Here is a 26,298-nt window from a genome sequence, read left to right on the forward strand (position 1 = left end):
ACCCATGTGCCTGGCGGTACCCGGAAGAGTGCTGGACGTCGAGGACCGGGACGGCACCCGGATGGCCACGGTCGACTTCGGCGGCGTGGTCAAGGAGGTGTGCCTGGAGTACCTGCCGGACCTGAAGCCCGGTGAGTACGCCATCGTGCACGTGGGCTTCGCCCTCCAGAAGCTCGACGAGGAGTCGGCCCGGCGGACGCTGGAGCTGTTCGAGACCCTCGGCCTGCTCCAGGAGGAGTTCGGAGACCCGTGGGAGGCCGCCGAGGCCGCGGGAGGCGAGTGGCAGACGCAGGGTGACGTCCACGGGGAGGTACGGCCGTGAAGTACATCGATGAGTTCCAGAACCCGGACCTGGCAGGCCGGCTGCTCGACGAGATCCGCGCGACGGTGACGCGCCCCTGGGCCCTGATGGAAGTCTGCGGCGGCCAGACCCACAGCATCATCCGGCACGGCATCGACCAGCTCCTGCCGCCCGAGATCGAGCTGATCCACGGCCCGGGCTGTCCGGTCTGTGTCACTCCGCTGGAGATGATCGACAAGGCCCTGGAGATCGCTTCCCGGCCAGGGGTGATCTTCTGCTCCTTCGGCGACATGCTCCGCGTCCCCGGCACGGGTCGCGACCTGTTCCAGGTCCGCGGGCAAGGCGGTGACGTCAGGGTGGTCTACTCCCCGCTGGACGCGCTGCGGATCGCCGAGCAGAACCCGGACCGGGAGGTGGTCTTCTTCGGCATCGGCTTCGAGACCACGGCGCCGCCCAACGCGATGACGGTGCATCAGGCGCGCAAGCGGAACATCCGTAACTTCAGCCTGCTCGTGTCCCACGTCCGCGTCCCCCCTGCGATCGACGCGATCATGCGGTCCCCGGACTGCCGCGTCCAGGGTTTCCTCGCCGCCGGCCATGTCTGCAGTGTGATGGGCACGGCCGAGTACCCGGAGCTCGCGCAACGCCACCGGGTGCCGATCGTGGTGACCGGATTCGAGCCGCTGGACATCCTGGAAGGCGTACGCAGGACCCTGCTCCAGCTGGAGCGGGGCGAGCACAGGGTCGAGAACGCCTACCAGCGCGCCGTGACGGCCGAGGGCAATCCGGCGGCACAGGCGATGCTGGGCGATGTCTTCGAGATCGCCGACCGGGCCTGGCGCGGCATCGGCGTCATCCCGGACAGCGGCTGGCGCCTGTCCGAGCGCTACCGTGACCACGACGCCGAGCACCGCTTCTCCGTCGAGGGGATCGACACCCGCGAGCCCGCCGAGTGCCGCAGCGGCGAAGTCCTCCAGGGCCTGCTGAAACCGAACGAGTGCGAAGCGTTCGGCACCACCTGCACGCCCCGCTCCCCGCTCGGCGCCACGATGGTGTCCAGCGAGGGCGCCTGCGCCGCCTACTACCTCTACCGGCGGCTCGACGCGGGAACCCCGGGACCGAGACCTCCCGCGTCGGCCTCCGGCACCCCGTCCCCGGTCACCGCTCCCTTGGAGGGCAGCCCCCTTGCCTGACACCGTCAGCACCACCCCGGCGGCCGACGCCGCGCAGCCGGCACCCGACATGCTCGCCTGGACCTGCCCGGCGCCACTGCGCGACCGACCACGCATCGTCATGGGCCACGGCGGCGGAGGAGTACTGTCCGCCGAGCTGATCGAGCACGTCTTCGCGCCCGCCTACGGCGGACCGGCCCTCGCGCACACCGCCGACGCGGCCGAGATCCGGATCGGCGGCGCCCGCCTGGCGTTCTCCACGGACTCCTTCGTGGTCCGCCCTCTGTTCTTCCCCGGGGGCAGCATCGGCGACCTCGCCGTCAACGGCACCGTGAACGACCTCGCCATGAGCGGTGCCCGGGCGAGCCACCTCTCCTGCGGGTTCATCCTGGAGGAAGGCGTCGAGACCGAGGTGGTCGCCCGCGTCGCGCAAGCCCTCGGTGCGGCGGCACGCGCGGCCGGCGTTCAGGTCGTCACCGGTGACACCAAGGTCGTCGAGGCCGGTCACGGCGACGGCATCTACATCAACACCTCAGGAGTCGGGCTGATCCCCGACGGAGTCGACCTGCGCCCGCAACGGGTGGTGCCCGGAGACGTCGTGATCGTGAGCGGCCCGATCGGGATGCACGGCGTCGCGATCATGAGCGTGCGCGAGGGCCTCGAATTCGGTGTCGAGATCAACAGCGACTGCGCACCGCTCGGTGGCCTCGTCGAGGCGATGCTCGCCGTCACGCGGGACCTGCACGTGCTGCGCGACCCCACGCGCGGGGGACTGGCCGCCTCGCTGAACGAGATCGCGGCGGCGTCCGGCACGGGAGTCGTCGTCCAGGAGCGTGCCGTCCCGGTCCCCGAAGCGGTCGGCAACGCCTGCGCGGTGCTCGGACTCGACCCCATGTACGTGGCGAACGAGGGCAAGCTCGTGGCCTTCGTCCCGCGTGACCACGCCGACGCCGTACTGGCCGCGATGCGCGCCCACCCCATGGGCACCGAAGCAGCGGTGATCGGCGAGGCGGTCGAGACCCACCCGGGCATGGTGGTGGCTCGTACCGGACTCGGCGGCACCCGCGTCGTGGACATGCCGCTCGGAGAGCAGCTCCCGCGCATCTGCTGAGCTCGGGCGCGGCGGCCACGTCGCTCAGGGGAGGGGGCTTCCGCCACCGTGGTGAGTCCCCTCATCGCCGCGCGTCATGGGCTTCCGCCGCTACAGGGCGGCGTCCGCTCGTGTCTCCTGTCCGCGTGGGCTCGCGCCCGCTTCCGGCTTCTGCTGCTCGGCGCCGCCCGTGGGGACGCGTACCGTCGAGACGACGAGCAGTGAGGCCACCGCCCCCAGCGCCGCCGCCACGACCAGCACCGCGTTCAGGCCGGACGCGAACGCCTCACGTACGAGGTGCGCCATCTCGGCGCGTTCACCTTCCGGCCAGCCGGCAACGATCGACCGGGCTTGTCCGCCGCTCAGAGCGACGGCCGCCTCGTGCGGGTCCGGGACACTGCCGCCGGCCCTCAGCACACTCTCCATCCGCGACTGGAAGATCACGCCGAACACGGCGATCCCCAGGGCGAAGCCCAACTGGCGGAAGGTGTTGACCGCACCGCCCACCATGCCTCCGCGCTCCGGCGGCACCGTCGCCAGGGCCGCCGCCGACAGACTCGGTGTCACGAGCCCGACCCCCAGACCGGAGACGACGAGACCCGCCACGAGGCTGCTGCCCGAAGACCCCGCGTCGAGGGTGGCCTGCATCCCGCTGCCCAGGGCGATGAGCGCCAGCCCTCCCCCGATGCACGCCCGGGGTGGCCAGGGGCCGAAGCGGCCCGCGAGCGCGGAGACGACGAACGCGGAGGCGCACATGGGCAGGATGTACAGACCTGCTTCGACGGGCTCGTACCCCAGTACGGACTGCATCCACAGCGACTCGAACAACAGATAGGCGAACGCGGCGCCTTGCAGGAAAAGGGCGCTGATCATGATGCCGGTGAACGACGGCCTGCGGAACAGCGACAGGTCGAGGACGGGGTGCTCGTGCCTCGTCTCGACCACGACGAAGAGGGTGAGGGCGACGGCCGCCGCCGCGAACAGGCCGAGCGTGAAGGACGATGCCCAGCCGTCGGAGTGGGCTCTGATCAGCCCGAACGTGAGGGCCCCGCTCGCCACCGTGAAGGTGACCATGCCGAGCACGTCCGCACGCTGCGGTCCCTGCCCCTTGGCCTCTCGCACCGAACGCAGGGTCATCACGACGGCGGCCAGGCAGACCGGCAGGTTGACGAAGAAGATCCATCGCCAGTCCAGGTACTGGGTGAGGAGTCCGCCGACCATCGGCCCGGCGGCTGCGGCGACCGAGTTGGTGGCGCCCCACACGGCGAAGGCCACCCCGCGCTCCCGGCCGCTGTAGTGCATGCCGAGCAGGGCGATCGTCGTACCGAACATCCCGGCGGCGCCCAGTCCCTGTACCGCCCGGGCGCCGATCAGCACACCCGCGTTCGGAGCGACCGCGCACACCACCGAAGCCGCGGTGAAGACGGTCAGCCCGACGAGATACACCTTCTTGCGGCCGATCCGGTCGGCGCGGGAACCGACGCCGAGCAACAGCGACGCCAGTGCCAGGGCGTAGATGTCGACCACCCACTCCAGTTCGGAGAGCGTGGTGCCGAGGTCCGCCGCCATGGCGGGCAGCGCCACGGTCACGATCGTGACGTCCAGAAGAAGCATGAAGGTGCCCAGACAGATCGCCGCCAAGGGCCACCACTTACGCATCCGAACCCCTTCCCTGCCCGCTGCACCGAGGAGATGCCCCCGGCGGCGCCATGATCCACGCGGGAGCCGCGTTTTCACCCGGGACGCGCGCGCCACGCCCATGTGTGGACCGCAGGGAGGTATGCCTAGGTCCGCCTGGGGGATCAGCGGTGGCAGGCCGGAACACGCGCTCATAGCTTCGGCACATGACCAAACGACAGATCGCACTCCTGGCATGCACCGTGGCTGTCGTGGCCTCGGGGCTGGGCGCAGCCGCCCCGACGGCCCACGGCCGGACGGCGCACCTGGTGAAGCCCGGCGAATCGATCCAGAAGGCGGTGGACGCCGCGAAACCGGGGGACACCGTCGTCCTGTCTCCCGGTACCTACCGTGAGAGCGTCCGCATCACCACGTCGGACCTGACGCTGCGAGGCTCGGGCCTCGCTTCCACCGTCATCGTGCCCGGCGACGCCGCTGCCGGCGACGCGTGCGCCAAGGCCGGTCACGGTATCTGCGTGACCGGGACGGAGAACCGCCCCGTCCAGGGCGTCACCGTGCGCTCGCTCACGCTCAGGGGCTTCACCGGCAACGGCCTGTGGGCGTCCTGGACCGACCGGCTCACGGTCCACAAGGTGCTCGCCGACAAGAACGGACAGTGGGGCATCGCCCAGGAGAGATCCGTGCGTGGCGTGTTCAGCCACAACACCGCCCGGAACAACGGCGACGCCGGACTGTTCCTGGCCAACACCGTCGACAGCGAGGGCGGCGCCACGGACACCATGGGGACGGTGATCACGCACAACAGCCTGTCCGGCAACCGGATCGGCCTCACGGTGAGGCGCCTGCGGAACGTGACCGTCGACCACAACGACGCGACCGGGAACTGCGCCGCGGTGTTCGTGGTGGGCGACGAGTCCAAGCCGCGCGCCGGGGCGATGACCCTGCGCCGGAACAACATCCACGCCAACAACAAGCACTGCCCGAAGACCCCCCGTCTGCCCTTCCTGCAGGGCTCGGGAATCGTCCTCACCGGTACCGAGGAGACGGTGGTCGAGAAGAACAGGGTCGTCGACAACGTGGGCACCTCGCCCCTCTCGGGCGGCATCGTGCTGTTCAAGAGCTTCGTGGGGGCCCTGAACGAGCAGAACGAGATCCGCGACAACGTGGTGATGCGCAACAGCACCGCCGATCTGGCCAACCGGGACCCCGGCAAGGGAAACACCTTCACCCGCAACACGTGCACGCTCTCGGAGCCCGCCGGAATGTGCTGACCCACCGGGCTCCCCGCCACCGCCCATGGCACGACAGCAAGGACAAGGCAACAGATGACAACGGTTGATCCGGCTCCCCCGCCGCCCATGCGGCTGAGGGAGCTCGTATTCGGGGCGGCGTGCGCCGCCGCTGTACGCGCGGCCGCCCGCCTCGGCGTGGCCGACGCCCTGGACGACACGCCCATGACCGTGGAAGACCTGGCAGCGGCGGTGAAGACCCAGCCGCGGACACTGCGCCGACTGATGCGCGCGCTGTCCTGCCAAGGGGTCTTCACCGAGAACCCCGACGGCACCTTCGCCCACACGGAGATGTCCCGGCTGCTGCGCGAGGACGATCCGCACAGCCTCCGGTACATCGCCCTGTGGTGCACCGAGCCGTGGACGTGGGACGTCTGGCCGAAGCTCGACGAGGCGGTGCGCTCCGGACGCAACGTCTTCGAGGACGTGTACGACCGGGAGTTCTTCGCGTATCTCAACGAAGAGGCGCCCGAGTCCGCCTATGTCTTCAACCGGGCCATGACGACGTCGAGCCAGCAGTCGGCACGGGACGTCGCGAACCTACTCGACCTCACGGACGTGTCCTCCGTCGCGGACATCGGAGGCGGACAGGGACACGTCCTGGCGAGCCTGCTGGAGAAGTACCCCTCCCTGCACGGCACGCTGCTCGACCTGCCGGGAGTGGTGGAGAACGCCGACCCGCGCCTGCGCGGGAGCGGGGCGCTGGCCCCCCGGGTCCGTGTCGTGGCCGGCGACTGCCGTGAGGACATCCCGGTCCAGGCGGATGTGTACATCATCAAGAACATCCTGGAATGGGACGACGACAGCACCCGCAGGGCGCTCGCCAACGTCCGCAGGGCAGCGCGCCCCGGCGCCCGGGTCGTCGTGATCGAGAACCTCGTGGACGACACGCCTTCGATGAGGTTCACGACCGCCATGGACCTGCTGCTGCTCCTCAACGTCGGCGGTGCGAAGCACACCCGGCAGAGCATGGTCGACCGGCTGACGGACGCGGGGCTCGTCATCGGCGAGATCCGCCCGGTCAACGCGTACCTCCACGCCTTCGAGTGCACCGTTCCGGTCTGACGGGGACGAAGGAGGGAAACCCGAGGCCGCCCGCTCCGCGTCGTTCGCGGGGCGGGCGGCCTCGGGTTTCCCTGCCGTGCGTATCGGCGGATCAGGAACGCGCGTCACGCTCCCAGCGGTAGAAGCACTGCGCCATGGCGTCCTTGGGGCTCCGCCACGTCTTCGGGTCGTACGCGCTGACGTACGCCGACAGTTTCTCGCTGGCGTCCCGGAACTCCGGGTGTCCGGCCAGCTTCGCGATGGCCGGCGCCGGGTCCTGGTCCGACTCGATGAGGTGCAGGTACACGTCGCCGAACTGGAACAGGCGACGCCGGGTGACGCCGACCAGGTGCGGGAGTTCGCCCCGGTCGGAGGTGGCGAACACGTCGGCGATCGCCGGCGCCGAATCGGGCGCCATGCGGGCGACGATCAGAGCGTGGTGCATCGAGCGTCCCTCCTGGGTGTGGGGTGGGTGTGGGCGGGGGTGCGCACGGCCGAGTGCGGTCAGCCGGGCAGGACCGAGGCGCTCCGGCGGTCGCGGGCGACCTGCTCGATGCGGTCCCGGATGAGGGCCATCTGCGTACGGGAGTTGCGGTTGATGTTGTCGGTCATCCAGGCGTCGTCGACTGGAGCGTCGGGCTTCATCGCGAAGTCCTGCACCCAGCGCATGTGGACGCCGGCCGGCGTCTCCTCGTACTCCCACCGGATGTTCATGTGGTCGAACGGGCCGGTCTCGACGCGGCGGGCGCGAACGGTCCGCCCGGGGCGGTCCACGGTGCGCTCCGACACCCAGCTCCAGACCTTCCCGGACTCGTCCGGGTGCATGGTCAGGCGGAAGGAGGTGGAGTCGCCCTCGCGGGAGAGGACTTCGAGGGAGGCGTACTCGCTGAAGAGATCGGGCCACTTCTCGATGTCGTTGGTGATGTCCCAGACGAGGTCGAGCGGGGCGTCGATGGTGATGCTGTTGTCGGTGTGACCGGCCACGTCAGACTCCAGTCCTGAGGGCGTTGTTGACCAGGCCGAGGAACTCGGCGGGTGTCTTGCAGCGCTCGGCGTCGGTGGGCAGCGCCACGCTGTACTTGTTCTCCAGCTCGCCGACGATCCCGAGCAGGCCGAGCGAGTCGAGGCCGAGGGTGGCGAACGGCGTGTCCGGCGCCTCCTCCAGCTTCCCGGCGTCGACGGTGACCCCGGCCGCCTGCTTCATCAGCGCGGCGAGTTCGCCGAGGGTCAGTGAAGTGGTGATCATCTGTGCTCTCCTTCCCGCCCGGTCCTACCGGGCGGAGCAGTCGCCGCGGCGCACGACCAGCGCCGCGTTGGATCCCATGAGTCCTCGGCTGAGGACGAGGGCCGTGCGCAGCTCGGCGGGCCGAGCGCGGGACATCACCAGATCGAGGTCGTGGCAGATGTCGAACACGTTGGGGGTGGGGGGGACCAGGCCGTGTTCCATCGCGAAGACCGCTGCGGCGGTGTCCAGGACGGGCGCCCCGCAGTAGGCGCGGCCGATGCCCGTCTTGGGCGCCGTGACGGGTACGCGGGTGGCGTGTGCCCCGAGGGCGTCGGCGATCGCCATCGCCTCGGCGCGGTCCGCTTCCGGTACGCCCAGGGCGTCGGCGAAGACGACGTCGATCTCCTCGGGGGCGCACTCGGCCTCGTCGAGGGCGACACGGATGGCGCGGGCGAGTCCCTCCCGGGACTCCTTCCATCGGGAGGCGCCGGTGAACGTGGCGCCGTGGCCGGCGACGACGGCCCGGACGGCCGCCCCCCGGTCGCGGGCACGGGACTCGTCCTCCACGACGAGCATCGCGCCGCCCTCCGCGGGGACGAAGCCGCAGGCTCCCGCGGTGAAGGGCCGGTAAGCGCGGCCCGGGTCCTCGACGGTGCTGAGCTCCGGGTATCCGAGCTGGCACACCATCGAGTACGGGGCGAGGGGCGCCTCCGCCGCTCCGACGATCACGGCGCCGGTACCGCGCCGCACGGCCCGGGCGGCGTGGGCGAGGCCGTCCAGGCCTCCCGCCTCGTCGCTCGCGACCACACCGCACGGTCCCTTGAACCCGCTCCGGATGGAGATCTGGCCGGTGCTGGCGGCGTAGAACCAGGCGATCGACTGGTACGGGCCGACGAACTTGGATCCCTGGCCCCAGAGCTTCTGCAGCTCTCGCTGGCCGAACTCGCCGCCGCCGGAACCCGCCGCGGTGACGACGCCGATCGAGAAGGGATCCTCCGGGTCGTCGTGGGCGAGACCGGCGTCGTCGAGGGCGAGCTGGGCCGCAGCCATCGCGTAGTGGCTGAAGCGGTCGGTCTGGACGAGGAAACGCTCCTCGATCAGGGCGGAGGGGTCGAAGCCCCGGACCTCGCCCGCGACCTTGAGCGGCAGGTCCTCGCAGCCCTCACGGGTGATCCGGTCCAGTACGCCGAGCCCTTCCCGGACGGACTTCCAGTACGCGTCGCCACGCTGTCCGTTGGGGGCGATCACGCCGATGCCGGTGACGACCGCGCGCCGTGGGCGCTCAGTGCTCATCGTGTCCTCCCGCCCGGCCCCGTCAGGAGGACCGCGGACTGGAAGCCGCCGAATCCGCTGCCCACGGAGAGCACGTTCCTGAGCTTCCGGGGGCGGGCGGTGCGCGGCACGTAGTCCAGGTCGCACTCGGGGTCGGGGGTCTCGTAGTTCGCCGTCGGAGGTACCACCTGGTGCTTCAGCGCGAGGACGCAGGCGGCCACCTCGATCGCGCCGATCGCGCCCAGCGAGTGCCCCACCATGGATTTGATGGAGCTCATGGGCGTGTCGTAGGCGTGCGCCCCCAGGGACCGCTTCACGGCGGCGGTCTCGTGCCGGTCGTTCTGCCGGGTGCCCGAACCGTGCGCGTTGACGTAGTCGATCAGCGTGGGGTCGAGCCGGGCCTTGTCGAGCGTGGAGTCGATCGCCCGGGACATCTCCAGCCCCTCGCCGGTCAGACCGGTCATGTGGTACGCGTTGCCGAAGGTGGCGTATCCGCTGATCTCGCAGTAGATGTGCGCACCGCGGGCCCTGGCGTGCTCGTACTCCTCCAGGATGAGGACGGCGGCGCCTTCGCCCATGACGAAACCGTTGCGGTTGTTGTCGAAGGGCCTGGAGGCGTGCTCCGGGTCGTCGTTGTCGGGCGACGTGGCCTTGATGGCGTCGAAGCAGGCCATGGTGATCGGCGAGATAGGGGAGTCCGACGCGCCCGCTATGCAGACGTCCGCCCGGCCCTCCTCGATGGTGTGGAAGGCGTAGCCGACGGCGTCGAGGCCGGAGGTGCATCCGGTGGAGACGGTCTGCACCGGACCGCGGGCGCCGAACTGTTCGGCCACGACGGAGGCGAGCGTGCTCGGCGCGAACGCCATGTGCAGCTTGGGGCCGGCCGCGCGGTGGTCCACGTCCCACCGCCGCCCGCCCTCGCTGACCAGGACGTAGTCGTGTTCGAGCCGGGTGGTGCCGCCGACGGCGCTGCCCAGGGAGACGGCGACGCGCCAGGGGTCTTCGGCGTCGGTGTCGAGTCCGGAGTCGCGGACGGCTTCCCCGGCGGCGACGACGGCGAACTGGATGTACCGGTCGGCGTGGCGGCTCAGGTCCGGATCCAGTCCGTGGTCCGCCGGGTCGAAGTCGCACTCGGCGGCGATGCGGGAGCGCAGACCGACCGGGTCGAACAGGGTGATGCCGCGGGTCGCGGTACGGCCGGCGGCGAGGAGGTCCCAGAACGCCTTCGCTCCGGTGCCGCCCGGAGCGACCACACCGATGCCGGTGACGGCCACTCGCCGGGTCACTCGATGGCCCCGCTGCGCTCGGACACCCGTCCCGGGTCGTGCACGGTCACGTGCGGGCCCGCGGCGGCGGCCTCGGTCTCGTCGGTGACCTCCGTGTCGACGTGGCCGAGGCTCGGCCGGGGGGCGAGCGGGCCCAGGTGGAAGACCATGCGGGCCTCCACGTCGCCCACGTTGCGGAAGCGGTGCCGCACGTCGATCGGGATCAGGAGCCCCTGATCGGGCTGGAGTGCGTACGTGTCGCCGTCCAGGTCCACTTCCAGTGCGCCCGAGACGACGTACACGAACTCCTCGGAGTACGGGTGGTAATGCTCGCCGATGCGCTCGCCCGGCTGAACGATGGCCAGGCCCATGAAGCCGCTGGTGGCACCCACGGTGGCCGGCGTGAGCATGGCCCTCAGGTCACCTCCCCGCCTGCGGTTGGGTTCCGTCTCGCTCAGGTTCACGATGCGTGGACGCTGCTTGAGCATGGTTGATACCTCCAGATGTGGCGGTGACGTGCTGGGGGAGCGAGGGCGGCGGCAGCCTCGACCAGCCGTCAGGAATGCGCCGAGCGGTCGGTGACGGGCAGCATGTCGGCGTGCGACAGAAGCCGGTTGATGTTGCGTTCCGCCTCCAGGGAGCCCTCGACACCGATCGCGGCGCCGTCGAGGAGGCGTTCCAGCTCCGCGGCCTTCCGGGCGCCCTTGAGCCCGAGGGAGGCGACGGGGTCGAGGTCGGGTTCGCCCGTGATGTCGATGAGGCGCACCACGATGTCGTCGCGCTGGAACACGGTGCTGCTGTACACCGGGCTGTTCGGGTCGTCCGCCGCGGCCCGGTCCTGATCGGCGAGCAGCCGGGCGAGCTCCATCCCGTGGCCTTCCTTGGCCGGGTAGTACAGCGCGTGCCGTCGTAGGTCGGCCGGTGTCGGCCGCTCGGACACCACGTGGTGGACGGCCGGGAGCGCGGCCCGGGTGAAGAACACACGTGCCGACTCGGGGTCGGTCAGGTCCCGGTCCTGCTCCAGGTACGGGTTGATGGCCTCCTCGACCGCTCGTACCTCGGGCTGACGGGCGACGTGCCGCAGTGCCACGAGGAGGTCGCCTTCCACCTCCACGGCACGCACGACGCGATTGCCGTGCATGAAGAGGGAGGTGCGGCGCAGCCGTGTGGTCTCGTCGACCTGGGCCCGGGGTGACTCGTACCCGGCCAGGAGCTCCGCCACCTTCGACTCGGAACCCGGCTTGACGGTGAAGGTGAGGGCGTGGCGTGCCACACCGTCGCCCACGCGGGCCTTCGCCTGCACGCCGCCCGATGCCGCGGTCCGCGAGGCCGGCTGACCGGGGCTGGTCTCCCGGAGGATGCTGTAGCGCATCGAACGGGTGTCCCGGACACAGCTGTGCATCGGCTTGACGGTTTCGACGTGCTCCTCGCTGTTCACCCACGCGAGGAACGGCGGCGCGCTCTCCCACTCGCTGGTGATGAGCCACTGCGAGGGGTTCTCGATGGACTGGCAGAGCTGGTCACTGATGTGACCGGGAACGGAGGCGACCTGCTTGCGCATGAGTTCGTACGCGTCCAGGAACTGCTGCTGCGCTCCCTCGTACAGGTCGAGGAGGAGGATCACCCGCAGCCTGGAGCCGTCGAACACAGACTGCGAGACGCGTCCCGAGGGGGCCATCCGGCACACCTCTTTCTCTTCTCAGTGGGGGATGGGGGAACGGCCTACGTGAGCGAAACGCCGGGGCCGTCATGTGCTGATCCTTGACAGGAGCGCCGACAGCGCGCGAGCCCCATGGAGCGGACGAGTGAACCGCGTGTCATCCGGGTGCCCCCGGCACGCGGACCCGTCCCCGAAGGGCATGAATCTGCATCCCATCCCCGACTCGCGTCGCAGGTGACGCCGGAGACGAACAATGACCCGATTCGACGTGGCCGGCGGAGCAACCGGTCACCGCACGCCCGTACTTATCGTCGGCGGCTCGCTGGTGGGTTTGTCGACCTCGCTGTTCCTGGGACGGCTCGGAGTCCCGCACACACTGGTCGAGCGCCATACGGGCACCTCGATCCACCCGCGTGGCCGCGGCAACAACGTGCGCACGATGGAGCTGTTCCGCAGTGCCGGGGTCACGCAACCCGTCCGGGAGGCCGCGTCGGTTCTGGCGCCCAACAACGGCATCCTGCAGGTGCCGAGCCTGGTGGGCGATGTCGGCGAGTGGCTCTTCAAGGAGATCGACCCCGGCGGCGGGGTCGCCCGCTTCAGCCCCGCCGGGTGGTGTCTGTGCAGCCAGAACGATCTCGAACCGGTGCTGGTCAAGCGCGCTGGGGAGCTGGGCGGAGATCTGCGGTTCGCGACGGAGCTGATGTCCTTCGAGCAGGACGCCGAAGGGGTGACCGCACGGGTCAAGAGCCGCGGCACCGGAGAGCACACCACCATCCGCGCGGACTATCTCGTCGCGGCGGACGGCCCGCGCAGCCCGGTTCGCGAGCAGCTCCGCATCGGGCAGAGTGGTCAGGGCGACCTTTTCCACAACGTGAGCATCACCTTTGTCTCCCGCGGCCTCGCGGACGTCGTCGGCGACCGGCACTTCATCGTCTGCTACCTGACGAACCCGGAGGCAGACGGAGCCCTGTTGCCGGTCGACAACCGGGAGCGCTGGGTGTTCCACGCCCCCTGGCACCCCGAACACGGCGAGACGCTGGAGGAGTTCACCGACGAGCGGTGCAGGGAACACATCCGGCGGGCCGTGGGGGTTCCGGACCTCGATGTGGAGATCACCGGCAGAGCGCCTTGGCACGCGGCCGAGAGGATCGCCGAACGGTACGCGGACGGCCGGGTGTTCCTCGTCGGCGACTCCGCCCACGAGATGCCGCCCACCGGGGCGTTCGGCTCCAACACCGGTATCCAGGACGCGCACAACCTCGCCTGGAAGCTCGCCGCGGTCCTCGGCGGCTGGGCCGGCACCGGCCTGCTCGCGTCCTACGACGCGGAGCGCCGGCCGGTCGCGGAGGCGACGAGCGCCCGGGCTTCGGCGCGGTCGGTCGAGCACAGCCACCCCGGGTACGCCCCCGGCCCCGGATCCGGCAGCCCCAAGGGAAAGAAGGGCGGCCTCCTCAACGACGTGCTCGGCTACCGCTATCCGCAGGGCGCCGTCCTGGGCGCCGACCGGACGCTGCCGGTCGTGCCCGACGAACTGCGGTTGACGGGCGAACCCGGGAGCCGGGCACCCCACGTGTGGCTGAACCGCGCCGGTACCCGGGTCTCCACCCTCGACCTGTACGAGCGGTCCCTGGTGCTCCTGAGTTCCGAAGACGGCGCAGGCAGGTGGCACACCGCGGCGACACGCGTCGGGCAACAGCTGTCGGTGCCGCTCGACTCGTACCGGATCGGCGACGGGCCCGACGCGGAGCTCACCCCCGCGAGCGACATGGACTGGGCGGAGGCTCACAGTGTCACCACGGACGGCGCGGTGCTGGTCCGCCCCGACGGGTTTGTCGCGTGGCGGTCCGAAGGGGCGTCGGCGGATCCCGAAGCGGCGTTGCGGCAAGCCCTCACGGCGATCCTGGGCCGGGACTGACCGCTTTGTCGTCGCCGGCCGGTATCCGGTGCGGCCCGTTACGTGATGGCTGCTGGGCGGGTGAGCCGGACGACGCTTCCGGTCCGGCCTGCTGACCCTATTGACGAATCATCAGGTGGTGGGCGTACGGGGGCGCGCCGGTGCGGACAACGCTCGTGGTCGAGACGCCTCATCCATGCGCGCGCAGGAGGCCGTTTGTTCCCGAGCACCGCACGGGACGCTGTGACCTGCGGCGTTGATCACCGGGGAGGACGATCAAGACGCCAACCGGGGGACATCGAGCGTGATCCTCCCGTTGCGGAGATCACCGGTCGGGGATCTCCTCGTGCACGGAGCACAGCACAGGAGCCGCGCGGCCCAGCCGGCCAGGAAAGCTCCACCGAAAGAGAGAAGAAGCATGCGTCTCGCACGTACGGGTCCCCAGCTCGCCCTGGTCCTCGGCGCCCTCGTCCTGTCCGCACCCTCCGCCGTCGCGGCGCCCGCCGGTGGCGTCTGGGTCAATCCGGGGAAGGCAGCCCCCGGCACCACCGTCACTGTCAGCACCACCGCCTGCGGCAAGGAGACGTACGGCAAGGGCGAGTCGGAGGCGGGCGGGAAGTTCCATCTCCTGCCGGGCGACCGGAAGGGCGTCCTGGTGGGTCAGTTCACGCTCCCGTCGGACGCCGTCTCCGGCACGGACACCGTGACCCTCAAGTGCCCGCCCCGCATCAAGCAGACCGTCACTTATCAGATCTCGGGCCGGCCGATCGGTGCCGTGGAAGCGGGCTTCGGCTGGGCCGCGGGCGCAGGCGAGGACGGGGGCGACGGCGGCAGCCCGTACGTCCTCGGCGCGCTGCTCCTCGGCGGCGCCGCCGCGGGCGTCCTCCTCAGGATGCGCCGCCGCACCACCGCCGCCCGGAACTCCGTCTGAGCCCACGCCCCACGCCGCACGGCCAGGGCCCCGGCTCCGCGAGGAGATCCGGGGCCCGCCGTCCAGCGGAGGCGTGATCCACGTGAAGAACGGCTCCCCCCCGGCGCCCCGGCGCTCGCCGCGACGGCCACAAGGCCGAAGCCCGACGGAACCCATCCCGGCGCGCCCCTCGGTCAAGAGGCCCCGGCGGAGTGCGCCCGCCGGGCCGGCCAGCGCATCGAGGTCCTCTTCCGCGTCCGGGAATCTCTCTCGTCGGCGCGCACGTACGCCGACTGCTCCGCTCGGAGCATGTGCCGTCCGTCGGCCACGGGCTGCGGCAGGGACCACCCGGCCACCTGACAGAAGCGCTCGCGGGCGCACCACCCCATCAGGCGTCCGTGGCCCCGGCCACGCCCAGGGTCCTCGCTCTCGTGAAGAGCTCCACGGCTCCGGCTGATCGGGACGTGGCCCTGAACGCGTCCCTCTTGTCGAACACTCCCAGGCGCGGCGTACAGCACAGACGTCTCACACGGCCCCCGCCGAGGCCGGCAGCAGCCAACCTCGATGGACGCGGAGTGCGGGCTGCGATCCCGCAGTCCGCCGACCGGACCGCCAACGGCCGAAGTGTGCGTCAGCTGACGCGGAGACCGACCGCCAGCGTCAGTTCAAGGACGCGGTGTGGCGATGCGAGATCCGGAAACAGCTCCCGCAGCTGCGACATCCGGTATCGGACTGTCTGGGGATGGACGAACAGCGCCGCCGCCGCCTCGTCCCGCCTGCCCTGGTGCAGCAGCCACTCCCGCAACGTCTCCTCCAGTCGCTGTGCGGTCGCGACAGGCAAGGTCCGCAACGGTGCGAGAGCTCGGGCACGCAGGTCCGCGAACGCGTCCGCGTCCGCGCTCAGCACCAGCTCGGGCAGGTGGTCCTCGGTGTCGCGGATGTCGGAGGAGAGGGAGCGCGCGCGTACGGCTCGTGCGTACGAGGCGGACGCACGAGTCCACGGTCGGGCCGGGCCGACCACGGCGGTGCGGTCGGTCAGCTGCCGCAGGAGATGTGATCGGTCGGCATCGGGGACGAGCAGCACACCGGTGGCGTCCGGCAGATCGTCGAGGACCAGGGTGCTCGGGTCGAGCGCGCGGTAGGCAGGCCGGGCCTGGGCGGCGGGCAGCAGGACCGCGGTCAGGGAGACCGGAGGATGCCACCCGGCCCTTTGAACAGAGGCCAGCAGCACGTCCGGGCTCGCGCCGGCGAGGAGGTCGCGGGCCAGGTGTTCCAGGTGGCGCTCGTGGGCCCTGCCCCGGGCTGCCAGTTCGTCGGCGTGGCCCGCGGCGCTCGCGGCGGACAGCTCGTCGATGTAGGCGAAGGTCAGCTCGGCGAACTTGGCGACCTCGGCGGCGGGCAGACCTGCGGGTACGGCACCCGCTGCCAGGCATCGCCAGGCCACGCGGGCGCCGACGCGGTAGGCGCTGAGCAGGGCGTCCATCGAACGGCCGGATCGCACCTCGCCCCGGCCCAGCTCGTAGGCCGCGTCACCGGCGTCGCCGCCTGTGGCGTGCCCGCTCGCGAGGTCCAGGTAGTGGCCCAGGGCGGTGCGGACGGCTCGGCGGATGGTGCCGCCCATGCGGCCCGAAAGGGCGTTGGCGTAGGGCGGGACCTCGTCGATGATCGCCTGGACGACCTCGTCGGCGGTGGTCTTCAGCGCGGCCCGAAGCGCGGTGACCGTCGTCTCGTCCAGGGCCAGTTCGGTGACCCTCCGGATTGGATGGCTCATGTCTTATTCCCTGCGAACAATTTTGCCGATCAGATTTACGTCCTGCGGTCAGGACTTTACGCCTTGAGGCGCAGCAAGCTGGAGTCATGACGAGTGCAGCCCTCCGCAGCAGGGCGTGGAAACTGCTGGAGATGGTCACGACGCCGCTGCTGCCGTCGGACTACCTCGACCTGGTCAGCCCGCTGCGTGCGGGCGCTGACCTGCGCGGGCGCATCGAGGCCGTGCACCCCGAGACGGGTGATGCGGCGACCATCGTGATCAGGCCGGGACGGGGCTGGCGCGGCCACACAGCCGGTCAGTACGTGCGGATCGGGGTCGACGTCGACGGGGTGCGCCTGTGGCGTGCCTACTCCCTCACCTCGCCGACGAACCGCCAGGACGGCCGCGTCACGATCACCGTGAAGGCGATCCCGGACGGCAAGGTCAGCAACCACCTGGTCCGCAGGGCGAGACCGGGCACGCTGGTCCAGCTCGATCAGCCGACCGGTGACTTCGTCCTGCCGGAGGCCAAGCCCGCCAAGGTGCTCTACCTGACGGCCGGCAGCGGCATCACGCCCGTGATGGGCATGCTGCGTGACATCGAGTTCGACGACGTCGTCATGGTCCACTGTGCGCCACAGCCGCAAGACGTGATCTTCCGCAACGAACTGCACGACCTGGTCGCGGACAAGAAGCTGCGGCTCACCGAGGTGCACACCGACACGGACGGCATGCTCGACATCACCCGTCTCGACGATCTGGTGCCCGACTGGGCCGAGCGCGAGACCTGGGCCTGCGGGCCCGCGGGCCTGCTCGATGCCGCTGAAGAGCACTGGACCGAGCACGGCGTACGAGAGCGCCTGCACACCGAACGCTTCCGCCCCAGCATCGTCGTCGCCGGTGACGGCGGCGAGGTCACGTTCAGCGTCACCGGCAAGACCGTCGACGCGGACGGCGCCACGCCGTTGCTGGACGTCGGCGAGGAGGCCGGCGTGCTCATGCCGTCCGGGTGCCGCATGGGCATCTGCTTCGGCTGTGTCACGCCGCTCAAGGCGGGCGCAGTCCGCGACCTGCGCACCGGCGAGATCACCGAGGCCGAGCCGGGCGTCCTCATCCAGACCTGCGTGTCCGCCGCGGCGGGCCCCTGCGACATCGAACGGTAGGAGCACCTTGACCGCCATCGACCCCACCGCCCACCTGACCGCGGAGCAGATCGAGGAGCTCGGCCGCGAGCTGGACGCGATCCGCGATGAGGTGCTTGCCGGTCGCGGCGAGAAGGACGCCGCCTACATCCGTAAGGTCATCTCGGCGCAGCGCAAGCTCGAGCTGGTCAGCAGGGGCGTGCTGCTGTTCTCGATCTTCCCGCCCGCGTGGCTGCTCGGCACCGCCGGTCTGTCCGTGGCGAAGATCATGGACAACATGGAGATCGGCCACAACATCCTGCACGGCCAGTGGGACTGGATGCGAGACCCGAAGATCCACTCCACCACCTGGGAGTGGGATCACGTCTCGCCGTCCGAGCAGTGGAAGCACTCGCACAACGAGCTGCACCACACGTACACCAACGTGATCGGCAAGGACAACGACCTCGGCTACGGCATCATGCGCGTCGACGAGGACCAGAAGTGGCACCCCTTCCACCTCGGCCAGCCGCTGTGGAACTTCATCAACGCCTGCTTCTTCGAGTACGGCATCGCAGCGTACGACCTGGAGCTCGGCAAGAACCTGCACAAGCGCCGCCGCAAGAACCCGGAGTTCCGCGCGCGGGCCAAGGCCGTGGGCCGCAAGATCCGCAAGCAGGTGCTCAAGGACTACGTGATCCACCCGCTGCTGTCGGGCCCGTCGTTCCTCCCCACACTCGCCGCCACGTTCACCGCGAACCTGGTCCGCAACATCTGGTCCCATTCGGTGATCATGTGCGGGCACTTCCCCGAGGGCGTGAAGGTCTTCGAGCGCCGGTCGATCAAGGGCGAGACTCGCGGCCAGTGGTATCTGCGCCAGATGATGGGCTCGGCGAACATCAGCGGCAGCAGGGCCATGCACTTCATGACCGGCAACCTGTCGCACCAGATCGAGCACCACCTGTTCCCGGACCTGCCGAGCAACCGGTACGCCGAGGTCGCGGTGAAGGTGCGCGCTCTGTTCGAGAAGTACGAGCTGGAGTACGTCACCGGGCCGCTGCCCAAGCAGGTGTTCTCCGCGTGGCACAAGGTCTTCCGGCTCTCGCTGCCGAACAAGAGGCCCAAGGTCAAGACGCCGGACCGCGAGCAGGAGCTCGTCGCGGCCTGATTCCCGTTATTGGTTCGGATCCTTCGGCCGTACCGGCGGCACCGCCGGGTTCGGTGAGACACTCCGTGAACCGTTTTCATCCTGAATAGCTGCAGGTCAGCAGCGTGTGAATGGCCTGGGCGGCGGTGCCGATGCGGCGGGTGGAGCATCTGGCTCGTCGGAGCAGTCGCCAGGACTTCAGCGGGGCGAAGGCGCGTTCGCCGGGCGCTCTGAGGTGGGCGTGGTCGCGGTTGAACCGCTGGTAGTGCTCGGGCTGTTCGTGGTGGCGGTAGTAGGGGGTGCGGAAGGTGGCGCCGGCGCCCTGGTAGGCGCGGTCGGCAAGTACGAGGACTGCCGGGTGAGGCAGGTCTGGACGATGCCGTGGGCACGCGCGGCGGTGAGGTCGTGGGTGCGTCCCGGCGTGGCCCGGGAGAACCAGAGCGGTGTGCCGTCCGGCCGTGCGATGACCTGGACGTTCATGCCGTGCTGCTTGTGCTTTGGGGAGTGGTACGGCTCGTCCGCCGCGATGGGGAAGCGATCAGCCACCTGACCGGCCACGCTCCCGGCCGGTGTCAGTGGCGGCTCGTACGACCCGGCTCGTGGCAATCCAACTGAATGATGACTTCCTGCGCCCTTCGAGTTCACCGACCCTCAGCGTGGCCGAGCGAAGGTGCCTGTGAAACGAATCGACCTGCGGCGGCGTCGTCGGCGCCCGGTGTTGAAACGGGGACCACCCATGAAACGCTGCCGCCGATCGTTGACCGCGCTGCGCTCACGCCGTACCCACTGCGACGTCGGAATCGTCGGTGGAGCGGATTCACTGGCGCAAGCGCTGTTGTGCCTGTTCCTCGGCGGCGTCGAGTGCGGGTTCGAGTGTGGCGAGCGTGGAGCGGAGCAGGTCCGGTAGCGAGCCGGACGGCACGACGAGCCCACCGCTCGCGAGGGGTGCGGCCGGAGGTTGCAGCCACAGCTGGAGCGCGACCCGAACTGCAGCGGCCACGCTCGCCGCGAGCACGCGGGGGGCGGGCGTGCCGGTGTGGCCGAGTCGCTGGTCGATCGCGGCGACGAGGGGGTGCTCGATTGCTGCGGCGGCGTCGAGGAACGTGTCGCACAGTGTGGGGCTGGCGGTGATCAGCAGTAGCTCATCCTGGTCGCGGGGTTCGGTGTACTGCTCGAGGATCGCTTCGGCCAAGGCGTCGGCGAGGCGGACGTGGGCGGGCCAGGCGGCCACGGCCGCGGCGACCCGGTGTTCCCGTTCGGCGGTGACGGCCGCGACGATCGCCTGTTCGCGACTGGAGAAGTAGTTGTTGTAGGTCCTCGGCGAGACCCCGGCTGCCTCGGCGATGTCGTCGACGCGGACGTTGTCGGGTCCGTGCTTGAGGGCCAGCCGAAGTGCCGCCTCACGCAATGCCACTCGGGTGGCCTGCTTCTTCTCTTCGCGTAGTCCGGTCCGCCTTGTCGTCACCGTCGAAGCATCCCAGCTTGAGTGCGTGCACGCAAACTTGCGTGCACGCAATATTTGCTTCTACGCTCTCAGGCCTCCCTACAGAAAGGTTCAGACGCATGCGAGCCAAGGGCATCTGCTACGACACCGGCTTCCTCCGCAACGGCAGCAGTTCCCGGGAGCACTTCGATCCCGGCCTGGTCAAGAAGGAGCTGACCATCATCCGCGATGATCTTCACTGCACCGCCGTCCACATCACCGGCGGCGACCCGGACCGCCTGGAGCTCGCCGCACGTCACGCCGCCGAGCTTGGACTGGAGATCTGGTTCTCGCCCTACCCGCTCGAGCTGACGACCGACGAAATCCTCATCCTGATCGCCGACTGCGCAGAGCGGGCCGAGCGGCTCCGGGCACAGGGAGCCGAGGTCGTGTTCGTCACAGGTGCTGAGCTGAGCGTCATGAACCATGGGTTCCTCGAAGGCGACAGCACCGAAGAGCGAATCGGCTGGCTACTGAGCGACCCGGCCCGTCGGCCCGAGAGGATCGCCACCGTCGGCACCCGCCTCAACGCCTTCCTCCGCGCAGCCGTGGGGGTGGTCCGCGAGCGCTTCCACGGCAAGGTCACCTACGCTGCCATCCAGTTCGAAGCCGTCGACTGGGATCTGTTCGACTTCACGACCTTCGAACTCATCCGATCCGCGGAGGTGGCCGACCGATTCCGAGACGCTGTGCGCAGCCTCGTCGCGCAGCCCAAACCGGTCGCTATCACCGGCTTCGGTACCGCCACCTGGCGCGGCGCGGGTGACGTCGCACCCCGCAGCATGGAGATCCTCGAAACCGACGAAGCCACCGGCGCTCCGATCCGGCTGACCGGAGAATACGAGCGCGACGAGGCGGGCCAAGCGGCCTACCTGAGCGACCTGCTGGAGATCTTCGACAGCGAGGGCGTCGACAGCGCCTTCGTATTCCTCTTCGCGTTGTACAACCTGCCCCACCGCCCCGACGGCGATCCTCGCAACGACCTCGACCTCGCCAGTCTCGGCATCGTCAAGATCCTCGAAGACCGCCACGGTGACACTTACCCCGACCTGCCCTGGGAGCCCAAAGCCGCCTTCGCCGCGATCGCCGACCACTACCGCGACTGAGTCCGCTCGGGAACGGGGCATGGGGGACGGTTGAGGCCCTGGAAGCCTTCATCGTTTCTCCGCGCTCGGTCGGTCGGCGGTGTCTACCGGGGGACGGGCACAGCGGCGGCCGGTCCCAGGTCGAGGCGCTTGTCCCCGGAGCCGGTGGGCGGGCCGTCGCTGTTTGGGCCTCCCACCCCAGACGCCCCGGCTCCTTCATCCCCACCGGGGCGGCGCCGGGACCGGCTGCTACAGCCCGGCTCCGGGGCCGTCCGTGTCCAGGGTCCGTAGCGGCCGGTGTCCCCGGTCGTCGAGCTGGGCGAGTTCGTGCTCGTGCCCCGGTCGCACTGCGTCTACGAGAATGATCAACACTCTCGAGAAGGGGTCCTGCATGCCGAACCGACCTTCCAGTAGCGGAATCTCCATCACGCACGGGTTGGAGCCGCACGACTGGTCGAACGGGGAGACCGCCGCGTACGAGGCCGCGATCGAGGCGGTCCACGGGGCCGTCGGCGCCTACGGCGCCGCATCGCCGCCGAGGAGGCGAAGCCGCAGCCGGACCTCGCGGTCATCGGCTCCGCCCAGGCCAGGGAAAAGGCCCGGATCATCACACTCCTGGCCGAGGTACAGCAGCTGACCCGCTTCCCCGTCACCCCCGGCAGCGTCTCGCAGGGCGATCAGGTCGTCGACCGCTCGGACCTCCTCGACGAGGCACACAACAAGGTCGGCGAGACCCACGGCACCTGCACCACCACCCGGGGTGGCGCCGAAGAAGCGGAGCGGTGCGTCGGCACCTACACCCTCCCGGGCGGCCAGCTCACCGTGCAGGGAATGTACTTCAACTACCTCGACCAGGGTCCCTTCGACGACGCGATCACTGGCGGCACCGGAACAGTACGAGAGGGCTCGCGGCTCGGTCCACTCCGACACGATCGCCACGGACCCCAAGGCCGTGAGGCGTTTCACGATCCACCTCGTCTGACGGGCCCCGACGTCCACCTGACCCGGGAATCCGGCCTTCTCCCCTCCCGTCACACCATGGGAGCCAGTCGTACGAAGGGAAGTGCGGGTCAGGGGGCGTCAGGGCTGCTCACCCTTCAGGTCGTCAAACAGGGTGCGAGTGTGGGTGGTTGATACGCGGTCGGCGTAGGTGAAGCGGCGTCGGTTCCTCCTGGCGAGATGCCGTGCGAAGTCGCCGCGTACCGGTCGGCCGGCGACCCGCGTCCGGTGCCGGTGCCGGTGCCGGTGGGAGGCGAGGACGTGCGGACCGGTCACCGACGCCCGAAAGGCCCCGTGGTTGAGCCGGTCTCGCGCCTCTCCCCGGCGCGCCTGGTGAGCTTCCTCGGTGCGCTCCGGCTGCGCGCCGCCGGGGGAGCTCCCTTCAGGTCCACCATCCCGGCCGGTGAGGCGTCAGCCGGTGGACGGGAGGTTCCCGCCCGCGGTGACCAGGCCTGTCTCATAGGCGATGACGACGAGCTGGGCCCGGTCATGGGCGTGGAGCTTGGCCAGCAGCCGCCGGACATGTGTCTTGACGGTCGCGATGCTCAGCCCCAGATGCTCGGCGATCACGAGGTTGGGCAGGCCCCGGGCCACCAAGCGGAGAACTTCCCGTTCCCGTGGGGTCACGCCCGCCAGCTCCCGGGCGAGTCGCGGGCGCGGCTCGTGGCGTCCGGCGAACTCGCGGATCAGTCGGCGGGTGACCGCCGGCGCGAGCAGGGCGTCGCCGGAGGCGACCACCCGCAAGGCTGTCAGCAGGTCGGCGGGGAGGATGTCCTTCAGGAGGAATCCGCTGGCCCCGCCGCGGAGTGCCGCGTACACGTACTCGTCCAGATCGAACGTGGTGAGGACCAGCACACGGGTGCCGGCGGCGTCCGGGTCCGCGCAGATGCGCCGGGTGGCCTCCAGGCCGTCCGTGCCCGGCATCCGGATGTCCATCAGCACGACGTCGGGCCGCAGCCGCAGCGCGAGTTCGACGGCCTGCTCGCCGCTGACGGCCTCGCCCGCGACGGTGAGGTCCGGCACGCTCTCAATGAGCAGGCGGAAGCCCGCTCGCAACAGCGCCTGGTCATCGGCGATGAGAACACGGACCGGCCGGCTCACTGCGCTGTCCGCGATCCGAAGGGCAGCCGCGCGTGCACCCGGAATCCGCCCGTCGCCAGGGGGCCGGCGGAGAGGGTCCCACCGCACATGGCCGCCCGCTCCCGCATCCCGATGAGTCCGTGCCCGCCGCCAGGACGCAGGGACGGGAGCCGGGACGGCGCGTCGTTGACGACCTCGATCTCGACCGCCTCGGGACCGATCCGGGACAGGTTCACCCGGCAGTCCGCCGATCCCGCGTGCCTGACGACATTGGTGAGGGCTTCCTGAACGATCCGGTAGACCGCCAGTTCCACCCCCGGGGGGAGCGGTGGATCCGGGTCGACGGACAGCGCCACGCGCGGGCCCGCGCGGTCCGCGAGCGCGGGCAGGTCCGCCAGACCGGGGGCGGACCCCAACTCGGCTCCGTCACCGGGTGATCGCAGAACGCCGAGCATACGCCGCATCTCGGTGAGCGCCGTTCGGCCCGCTGTCCCGACCAGTGCGAGGGTCCGCTCGGCCTCGTGCGGGTTGGTGGAGGCCACCGCCCGGGCAACCTCGGCCCGTACCGCGATGACGGTCAGATGATGGGCCACCACGTCGTGGAGCTCCCGGGCGATCCGCAGGCGCTCGTCCGTCACGGCCTGCCGGGCGGCGAGTTCCGCGTACGACCGCTGCTCTCTCAGCGCGGTGCCCACCAGCCAGGGCAGGGTCATCATCAAGGACGCGAAGACGACGCCCCACGCGACCTCGGAGGCCGGGACCGGTCGCGGTACGAGGGCCATGGCCGCCGCGACGGCGCCCAGCGAGCAGCCGAGCGCCGTCGCGGACCGGCGCCGCGGTTCCCGCGCCGCCACCGTGTACAGGGCGGCCCCGACGGGGACCCATGACTCCTCCCATCCGGTGAACGCCATGGCGAAGGTCGCTCCGGCCAGGACCGTGTACAGCACCGGGACGGACCATCTACGCCGTACCGCGACCGGCAGCCAGACCACCGCCGCCACGGCTCCCGCGCCCCAGCCACCGCTCCGCGTCTCGCTCGCGCCGAACGCCAGGGCGAGGAGCACGGCCGCGACCGTGTCCACGCCGTGCCACTGTCCGTCCCGCAGACGTCTGGCCACCAGCGGCCGTGACTCCCCGTCGCCCATGCCGGCCACGCTATCCGAGCGGGGGCCTGGGGCCTGTCAGCCCGGAGGACGTCATCTCGCGGGCTGAGTCATCCACCCGGCTGATGCCCGTCGTACCCTCCAGGGCTGACACCGGGTTCCTCCCCGGGGGCGAAGCCGCCGGGCTCATCGGACGGAACAGTGGAGCGCATGAATCGGAGAACACTGCTGACCTCGTGTGCCGGACTGGCCGCCGCCATGGTCCCGGGGCCGCTCGCGCCGGTGGCCGTCGCGCGACCGAGGCAGGAGGAACCCGTGCGGTTCCAGCTGCCCGCCCCGAACGGACCGTACCCGCTGGGTACGATCGCGCTGCACCTGGCCGACACCGCGCGGCCGGACCCCTGGGTGCCCTCGCGCCCCTGCCGTGAGCTGATGATCAGCATCTGGTACCCCGCCCGCGGCTGCGCGGTCCGCCCCACCGTTCCCTGGATGCCTCCGGCGGCAGCCGACCGGTACTTGAACCTCCTGGGCCTGCCTTCCGGCCGGGTACGACTGGGAGACACCCACGGCCACGAGGGCGCTCCCATCGGCGGCCCACCGGGCCCCCTGCCCGTCGTGCTCTACTCTCCCGGCGCCGACGCGTCACGGTCGTTCGGCACCGGCATCGTGGAAGACCTCGCCAGTCACGGCTTTCTGGTGGTGACCGTCGACCACACCTACGACGCGGCGGCGGTCGCCTTCCCCGGTGGACGCGTCGAGACGAATCCGCTGGGCGGGATCAGCGACTACGCCAAGGCCCTCGCGATCCGTACCGCCGACATCCGATTCGTCCTGGACCGGCTCGCCGTTCTCCGCTCGGGCGGCCACCCCGGCGTCTGCCGCACCCCGCTGCCCACAGGCCTGCGCGGGGCGCTCGACCTCCGGCGCGTCGGGATGCTCGGCCACTCCCTGGGCGGCGCCACCACCGCCGCGACGATGCTCACCGACGGCCGGATCATGGCGGGAGCGAGCCTGGACGGAGGCGCGGCGGGCCCGGTGGTGGACGCCGGGCTCGACCGTCCCTTCCTGGTCGTGGACACCCCGGGCAAAGGCGGCATGGAGAGCAACCCCGACCTGCGCGCGTTCTGGTCGCGCCTGCGCGGCTGGCGCCTGCATCTGACCGTACGGGGAGCCGCGCACCAGTCGTTCGGCGACGATGCGCTGATCCTGCCGCTGATCGCCCCTCTCCTGGGCATGTCACCGCGCGATCTGGAGGAAGAGGTCGGGACCATTCCCGGGCACCGGGCACAGGCGTTCCAACGCGCCTACCCGCGAGCCTTCTTCGACCTCCACCTCCGCGACCGGGGGCGGCTGCTCGACGGTCCCGCCCCCGGCTTCCCCGAGGTCGACTACGCCCGGTGAACGCCCCGGCGCCGGTCCCGCCCGTCTGGGCTCCGAGCTGACTCCCCATGAGCGGCCGACGCTCCTCGCCAAGAGGCCCTATGACCTCCGGCACGCCGGGATCTCGTTCTGGCTGCACTCGGGCGTGGATCCCGCCGAATGCGCGCGCCGGGCCGGCCAGAGCATCCAAGTGCTCTTCCAGTACTACGCCAAGTTCCTGGACGGTCTTCAGGAGCATTCCAACCGGCTCATCGAGGAGTCGATGCAGGAGTGGAGCCGGCGCAGCGAAGACAGCAGCCCCAAGGGCTGAGCCGCAATCTGGCCCGTGTATGGCCCGGAACTGCTGGTCAGGACTGGGATACCGGTGGGATGAAATGAAAGAAGGGGGGT

At 70.4% G+C, this 26,298-nt stretch carries 24 protein-coding genes and 1 pseudogene; 11 read left to right on the forward strand and 14 right to left on the reverse strand.

The genetic code is table 11. The features are described from left to right. Positions 1 to 4 precede the first annotated feature (4 nt). Genes ABT154_RS32165 through hypE form a run of 3 tightly spaced genes read left to right on the forward strand, consistent with a single transcriptional unit; the run spans position 5 to position 2,584 of the window. On the forward strand, positions 5 to 322 hold the full coding sequence (locus ABT154_RS32165) for a HypC/HybG/HupF family hydrogenase formation chaperone (RefSeq protein WP_351861661.1): 318 nt from the start codon (positions 5 to 7) through the stop codon (positions 320 to 322). Next, entirely contained in the window at positions 319 to 1,494 is a 1,176-nt protein-coding gene (hypD, locus tag ABT154_RS32170; RefSeq protein WP_351861662.1) for a hydrogenase formation protein HypD, read from the forward strand. Before ABT154_RS32165 ends, hypD begins: the two co-directional genes overlap by 4 nt. Positions 1,495 to 1,543: 49 nt before the next feature. Next, entirely contained in the window at positions 1,544 to 2,584 is a 1,041-nt protein-coding gene (gene hypE, locus ABT154_RS32175) for a hydrogenase expression/formation protein HypE (RefSeq protein ID WP_351861731.1), read from the forward strand. Positions 2,585 to 2,674: 90 nt separating this feature from the next. Here hypE and ABT154_RS32180 read toward each other — a convergent pair whose 3' ends face one another. Then, entirely contained in the window at positions 2,675 to 4,222 is a 1,548-nt protein-coding gene (locus ABT154_RS32180; RefSeq protein WP_351861664.1) for an MFS transporter, read from the reverse strand. A 185-nt stretch (positions 4,223 to 4,407) separates the two neighbouring features. Here ABT154_RS32180 and ABT154_RS32185 point away from each other — a divergent pair, with 185 nt between their 5' ends. After that, on the forward strand, positions 4,408 to 5,472 hold the full coding sequence (locus tag ABT154_RS32185; RefSeq protein ID WP_351861666.1) for a right-handed parallel beta-helix repeat-containing protein: 1,065 nt from the start codon (positions 4,408 to 4,410) through the stop codon (positions 5,470 to 5,472). A gap of 54 nt (positions 5,473 to 5,526) precedes the next feature. Next, a complete protein-coding gene (locus ABT154_RS32190) occupies positions 5,527 to 6,555 on the forward strand; it encodes a methyltransferase (protein WP_351861668.1) in 1,029 nt (342 codons plus the stop codon). Between the two features lie 91 nt (positions 6,556 to 6,646). On the opposite strand, the gene ABT154_RS32195 is transcribed toward ABT154_RS32190, so the two are convergent. The 7 genes from ABT154_RS32195 to ABT154_RS32225 form a co-directional block, all read right to left on the reverse strand. Further along, entirely contained in the window at positions 6,647 to 6,979 is a 333-nt protein-coding gene (locus tag ABT154_RS32195) for a TcmI family type II polyketide cyclase (protein WP_351861670.1), read from the reverse strand. Positions 6,980 to 7,038: 59 nt separating this feature from the next. Then, on the reverse strand, positions 7,039 to 7,518 hold the full coding sequence (locus tag ABT154_RS32200) for an SRPBCC family protein (RefSeq protein ID WP_351861671.1): 480 nt from the start codon (positions 7,516 to 7,518) through the stop codon (positions 7,039 to 7,041). Position 7,519: 1 nt separating this feature from the next. Continuing rightward, on the reverse strand, positions 7,520 to 7,780 hold the full coding sequence (locus ABT154_RS32205) for a phosphopantetheine-binding protein (RefSeq protein ID WP_351861673.1): 261 nt from the start codon (positions 7,778 to 7,780) through the stop codon (positions 7,520 to 7,522). 24 nt (positions 7,781 to 7,804) lie between these two features. Continuing rightward, positions 7,805 to 9,052, reverse strand: a complete 1,248-nt coding sequence (locus ABT154_RS32210) for a ketosynthase chain-length factor (RefSeq protein WP_351861675.1) — start codon at positions 9,050 to 9,052, stop codon at positions 7,805 to 7,807. Further along, a complete protein-coding gene (locus ABT154_RS32215; RefSeq protein WP_351861677.1) occupies positions 9,049 to 10,317 on the reverse strand; it encodes a beta-ketoacyl-[acyl-carrier-protein] synthase family protein in 1,269 nt (422 codons plus the stop codon). Before ABT154_RS32215 ends, ABT154_RS32210 begins: the two co-directional genes overlap by 4 nt. After that, the gene (locus ABT154_RS32220; RefSeq protein WP_351861679.1) at positions 10,314 to 10,784 is read right to left on the reverse strand and encodes a cupin domain-containing protein; all 471 of its coding nucleotides are present in this window, start codon (positions 10,782 to 10,784) and stop codon (positions 10,314 to 10,316) included. The genes ABT154_RS32215 and ABT154_RS32220 overlap by 4 nt, the downstream gene beginning before the upstream one ends. Positions 10,785 to 10,852: 68 nt before the next feature. Continuing rightward, positions 10,853 to 11,974, reverse strand: coding sequence for a SchA/CurD-like domain-containing protein (locus ABT154_RS32225; protein WP_351861681.1), 1,122 nt, complete (start codon positions 11,972 to 11,974; stop codon positions 10,853 to 10,855). Positions 11,975 to 12,209: 235 nt separating this feature from the next. Between ABT154_RS32225 and ABT154_RS32230 the strand changes: the two genes are divergently transcribed. Further along, positions 12,210 to 13,871, forward strand: coding sequence for an FAD-dependent oxidoreductase (locus ABT154_RS32230; RefSeq protein ID WP_351861683.1), 1,662 nt, complete (start codon positions 12,210 to 12,212; stop codon positions 13,869 to 13,871). Between the two features lie 397 nt (positions 13,872 to 14,268). Then, positions 14,269 to 14,781, forward strand: coding sequence for a sortase (locus ABT154_RS32235; RefSeq protein WP_351861684.1), 513 nt, complete (start codon positions 14,269 to 14,271; stop codon positions 14,779 to 14,781). A gap of 610 nt (positions 14,782 to 15,391) precedes the next feature. Here ABT154_RS32235 and ABT154_RS32240 read toward each other — a convergent pair. Beyond that, positions 15,392 to 16,531, reverse strand: a complete 1,140-nt coding sequence (locus ABT154_RS32240) for a PucR family transcriptional regulator (protein WP_351861686.1) — start codon at positions 16,529 to 16,531, stop codon at positions 15,392 to 15,394. An 86-nt stretch (positions 16,532 to 16,617) separates the two neighbouring features. Between ABT154_RS32240 and ABT154_RS32245 the strand changes: the two genes are divergently transcribed. Then, positions 16,618 to 17,673: a ferredoxin reductase gene (locus ABT154_RS32245; RefSeq protein ID WP_351861688.1), complete on the forward strand. Its 1,056-nt coding sequence runs from the start codon at positions 16,618 to 16,620 to the stop codon at positions 17,671 to 17,673. Positions 17,674 to 17,680: 7 nt separating this feature from the next. Next, positions 17,681 to 18,799: a fatty acid desaturase family protein gene (locus ABT154_RS32250; protein WP_351861690.1), complete on the forward strand. Its 1,119-nt coding sequence runs from the start codon at positions 17,681 to 17,683 to the stop codon at positions 18,797 to 18,799. 76 nt (positions 18,800 to 18,875) lie between these two features. On the opposite strand, the pseudogene ABT154_RS32255 reads toward ABT154_RS32250, so the two are convergent. Together ABT154_RS32255 and ABT154_RS32260 are read right to left on the reverse strand one after the other, a co-directional pair. Beyond that, positions 18,876 to 19,306: pseudogene (locus ABT154_RS32255) on the reverse strand (transposase family protein); the annotation flags it as partial. Between the two features lie 289 nt (positions 19,307 to 19,595). Continuing rightward, on the reverse strand, positions 19,596 to 20,243 hold the full coding sequence (locus tag ABT154_RS32260; protein ID WP_351861692.1) for a TetR/AcrR family transcriptional regulator: 648 nt from the start codon (positions 20,241 to 20,243) through the stop codon (positions 19,596 to 19,598). A gap of 98 nt (positions 20,244 to 20,341) precedes the next feature. Here ABT154_RS32260 and ABT154_RS32265 point away from each other — a divergent pair, with 98 nt between their 5' ends. Next, entirely contained in the window at positions 20,342 to 21,367 is a 1,026-nt protein-coding gene (locus ABT154_RS32265; protein WP_351861694.1) for a glycoside hydrolase family 113 protein, read from the forward strand. A gap of 495 nt (positions 21,368 to 21,862) precedes the next feature. Here the strand turns inward: ABT154_RS32265 and ABT154_RS32270 are convergent, their stop codons facing one another. From ABT154_RS32270 to ABT154_RS32280, 3 genes are all read right to left on the reverse strand, one after another. Next, positions 21,863 to 22,312: a hypothetical protein gene (locus tag ABT154_RS32270; RefSeq protein ID WP_351861696.1), complete on the reverse strand. Its 450-nt coding sequence runs from the start codon at positions 22,310 to 22,312 to the stop codon at positions 21,863 to 21,865. A gap of 444 nt (positions 22,313 to 22,756) precedes the next feature. Next, positions 22,757 to 23,446 carry a response regulator gene (locus tag ABT154_RS32275; RefSeq protein WP_351861698.1) on the reverse strand — a complete coding sequence of 230 codons (690 nt, stop codon included), beginning with the start codon at positions 23,444 to 23,446 and terminating at the stop codon, positions 22,757 to 22,759. Then, positions 23,443 to 24,570, reverse strand: a complete 1,128-nt coding sequence (locus ABT154_RS32280) for a sensor histidine kinase (protein WP_351861700.1) — start codon at positions 24,568 to 24,570, stop codon at positions 23,443 to 23,445. Before ABT154_RS32280 ends, ABT154_RS32275 begins: the two co-directional genes overlap by 4 nt. A gap of 168 nt (positions 24,571 to 24,738) precedes the next feature. Here ABT154_RS32280 and ABT154_RS32285 point away from each other — a divergent pair, with 168 nt between their 5' ends. Continuing rightward, a complete protein-coding gene (locus tag ABT154_RS32285) occupies positions 24,739 to 25,929 on the forward strand; it encodes an alpha/beta hydrolase family protein (protein WP_351861701.1) in 1,191 nt (396 codons plus the stop codon). The last annotated feature ends 369 nt before the right edge of the window (positions 25,930 to 26,298 follow it).

The organism is Streptomyces sp. NPDC001728 (genome assembly GCF_040297565.1).
Taxonomy (GTDB): Bacteria; Actinomycetota; Actinomycetes; order Streptomycetales; family Streptomycetaceae; genus Streptomyces.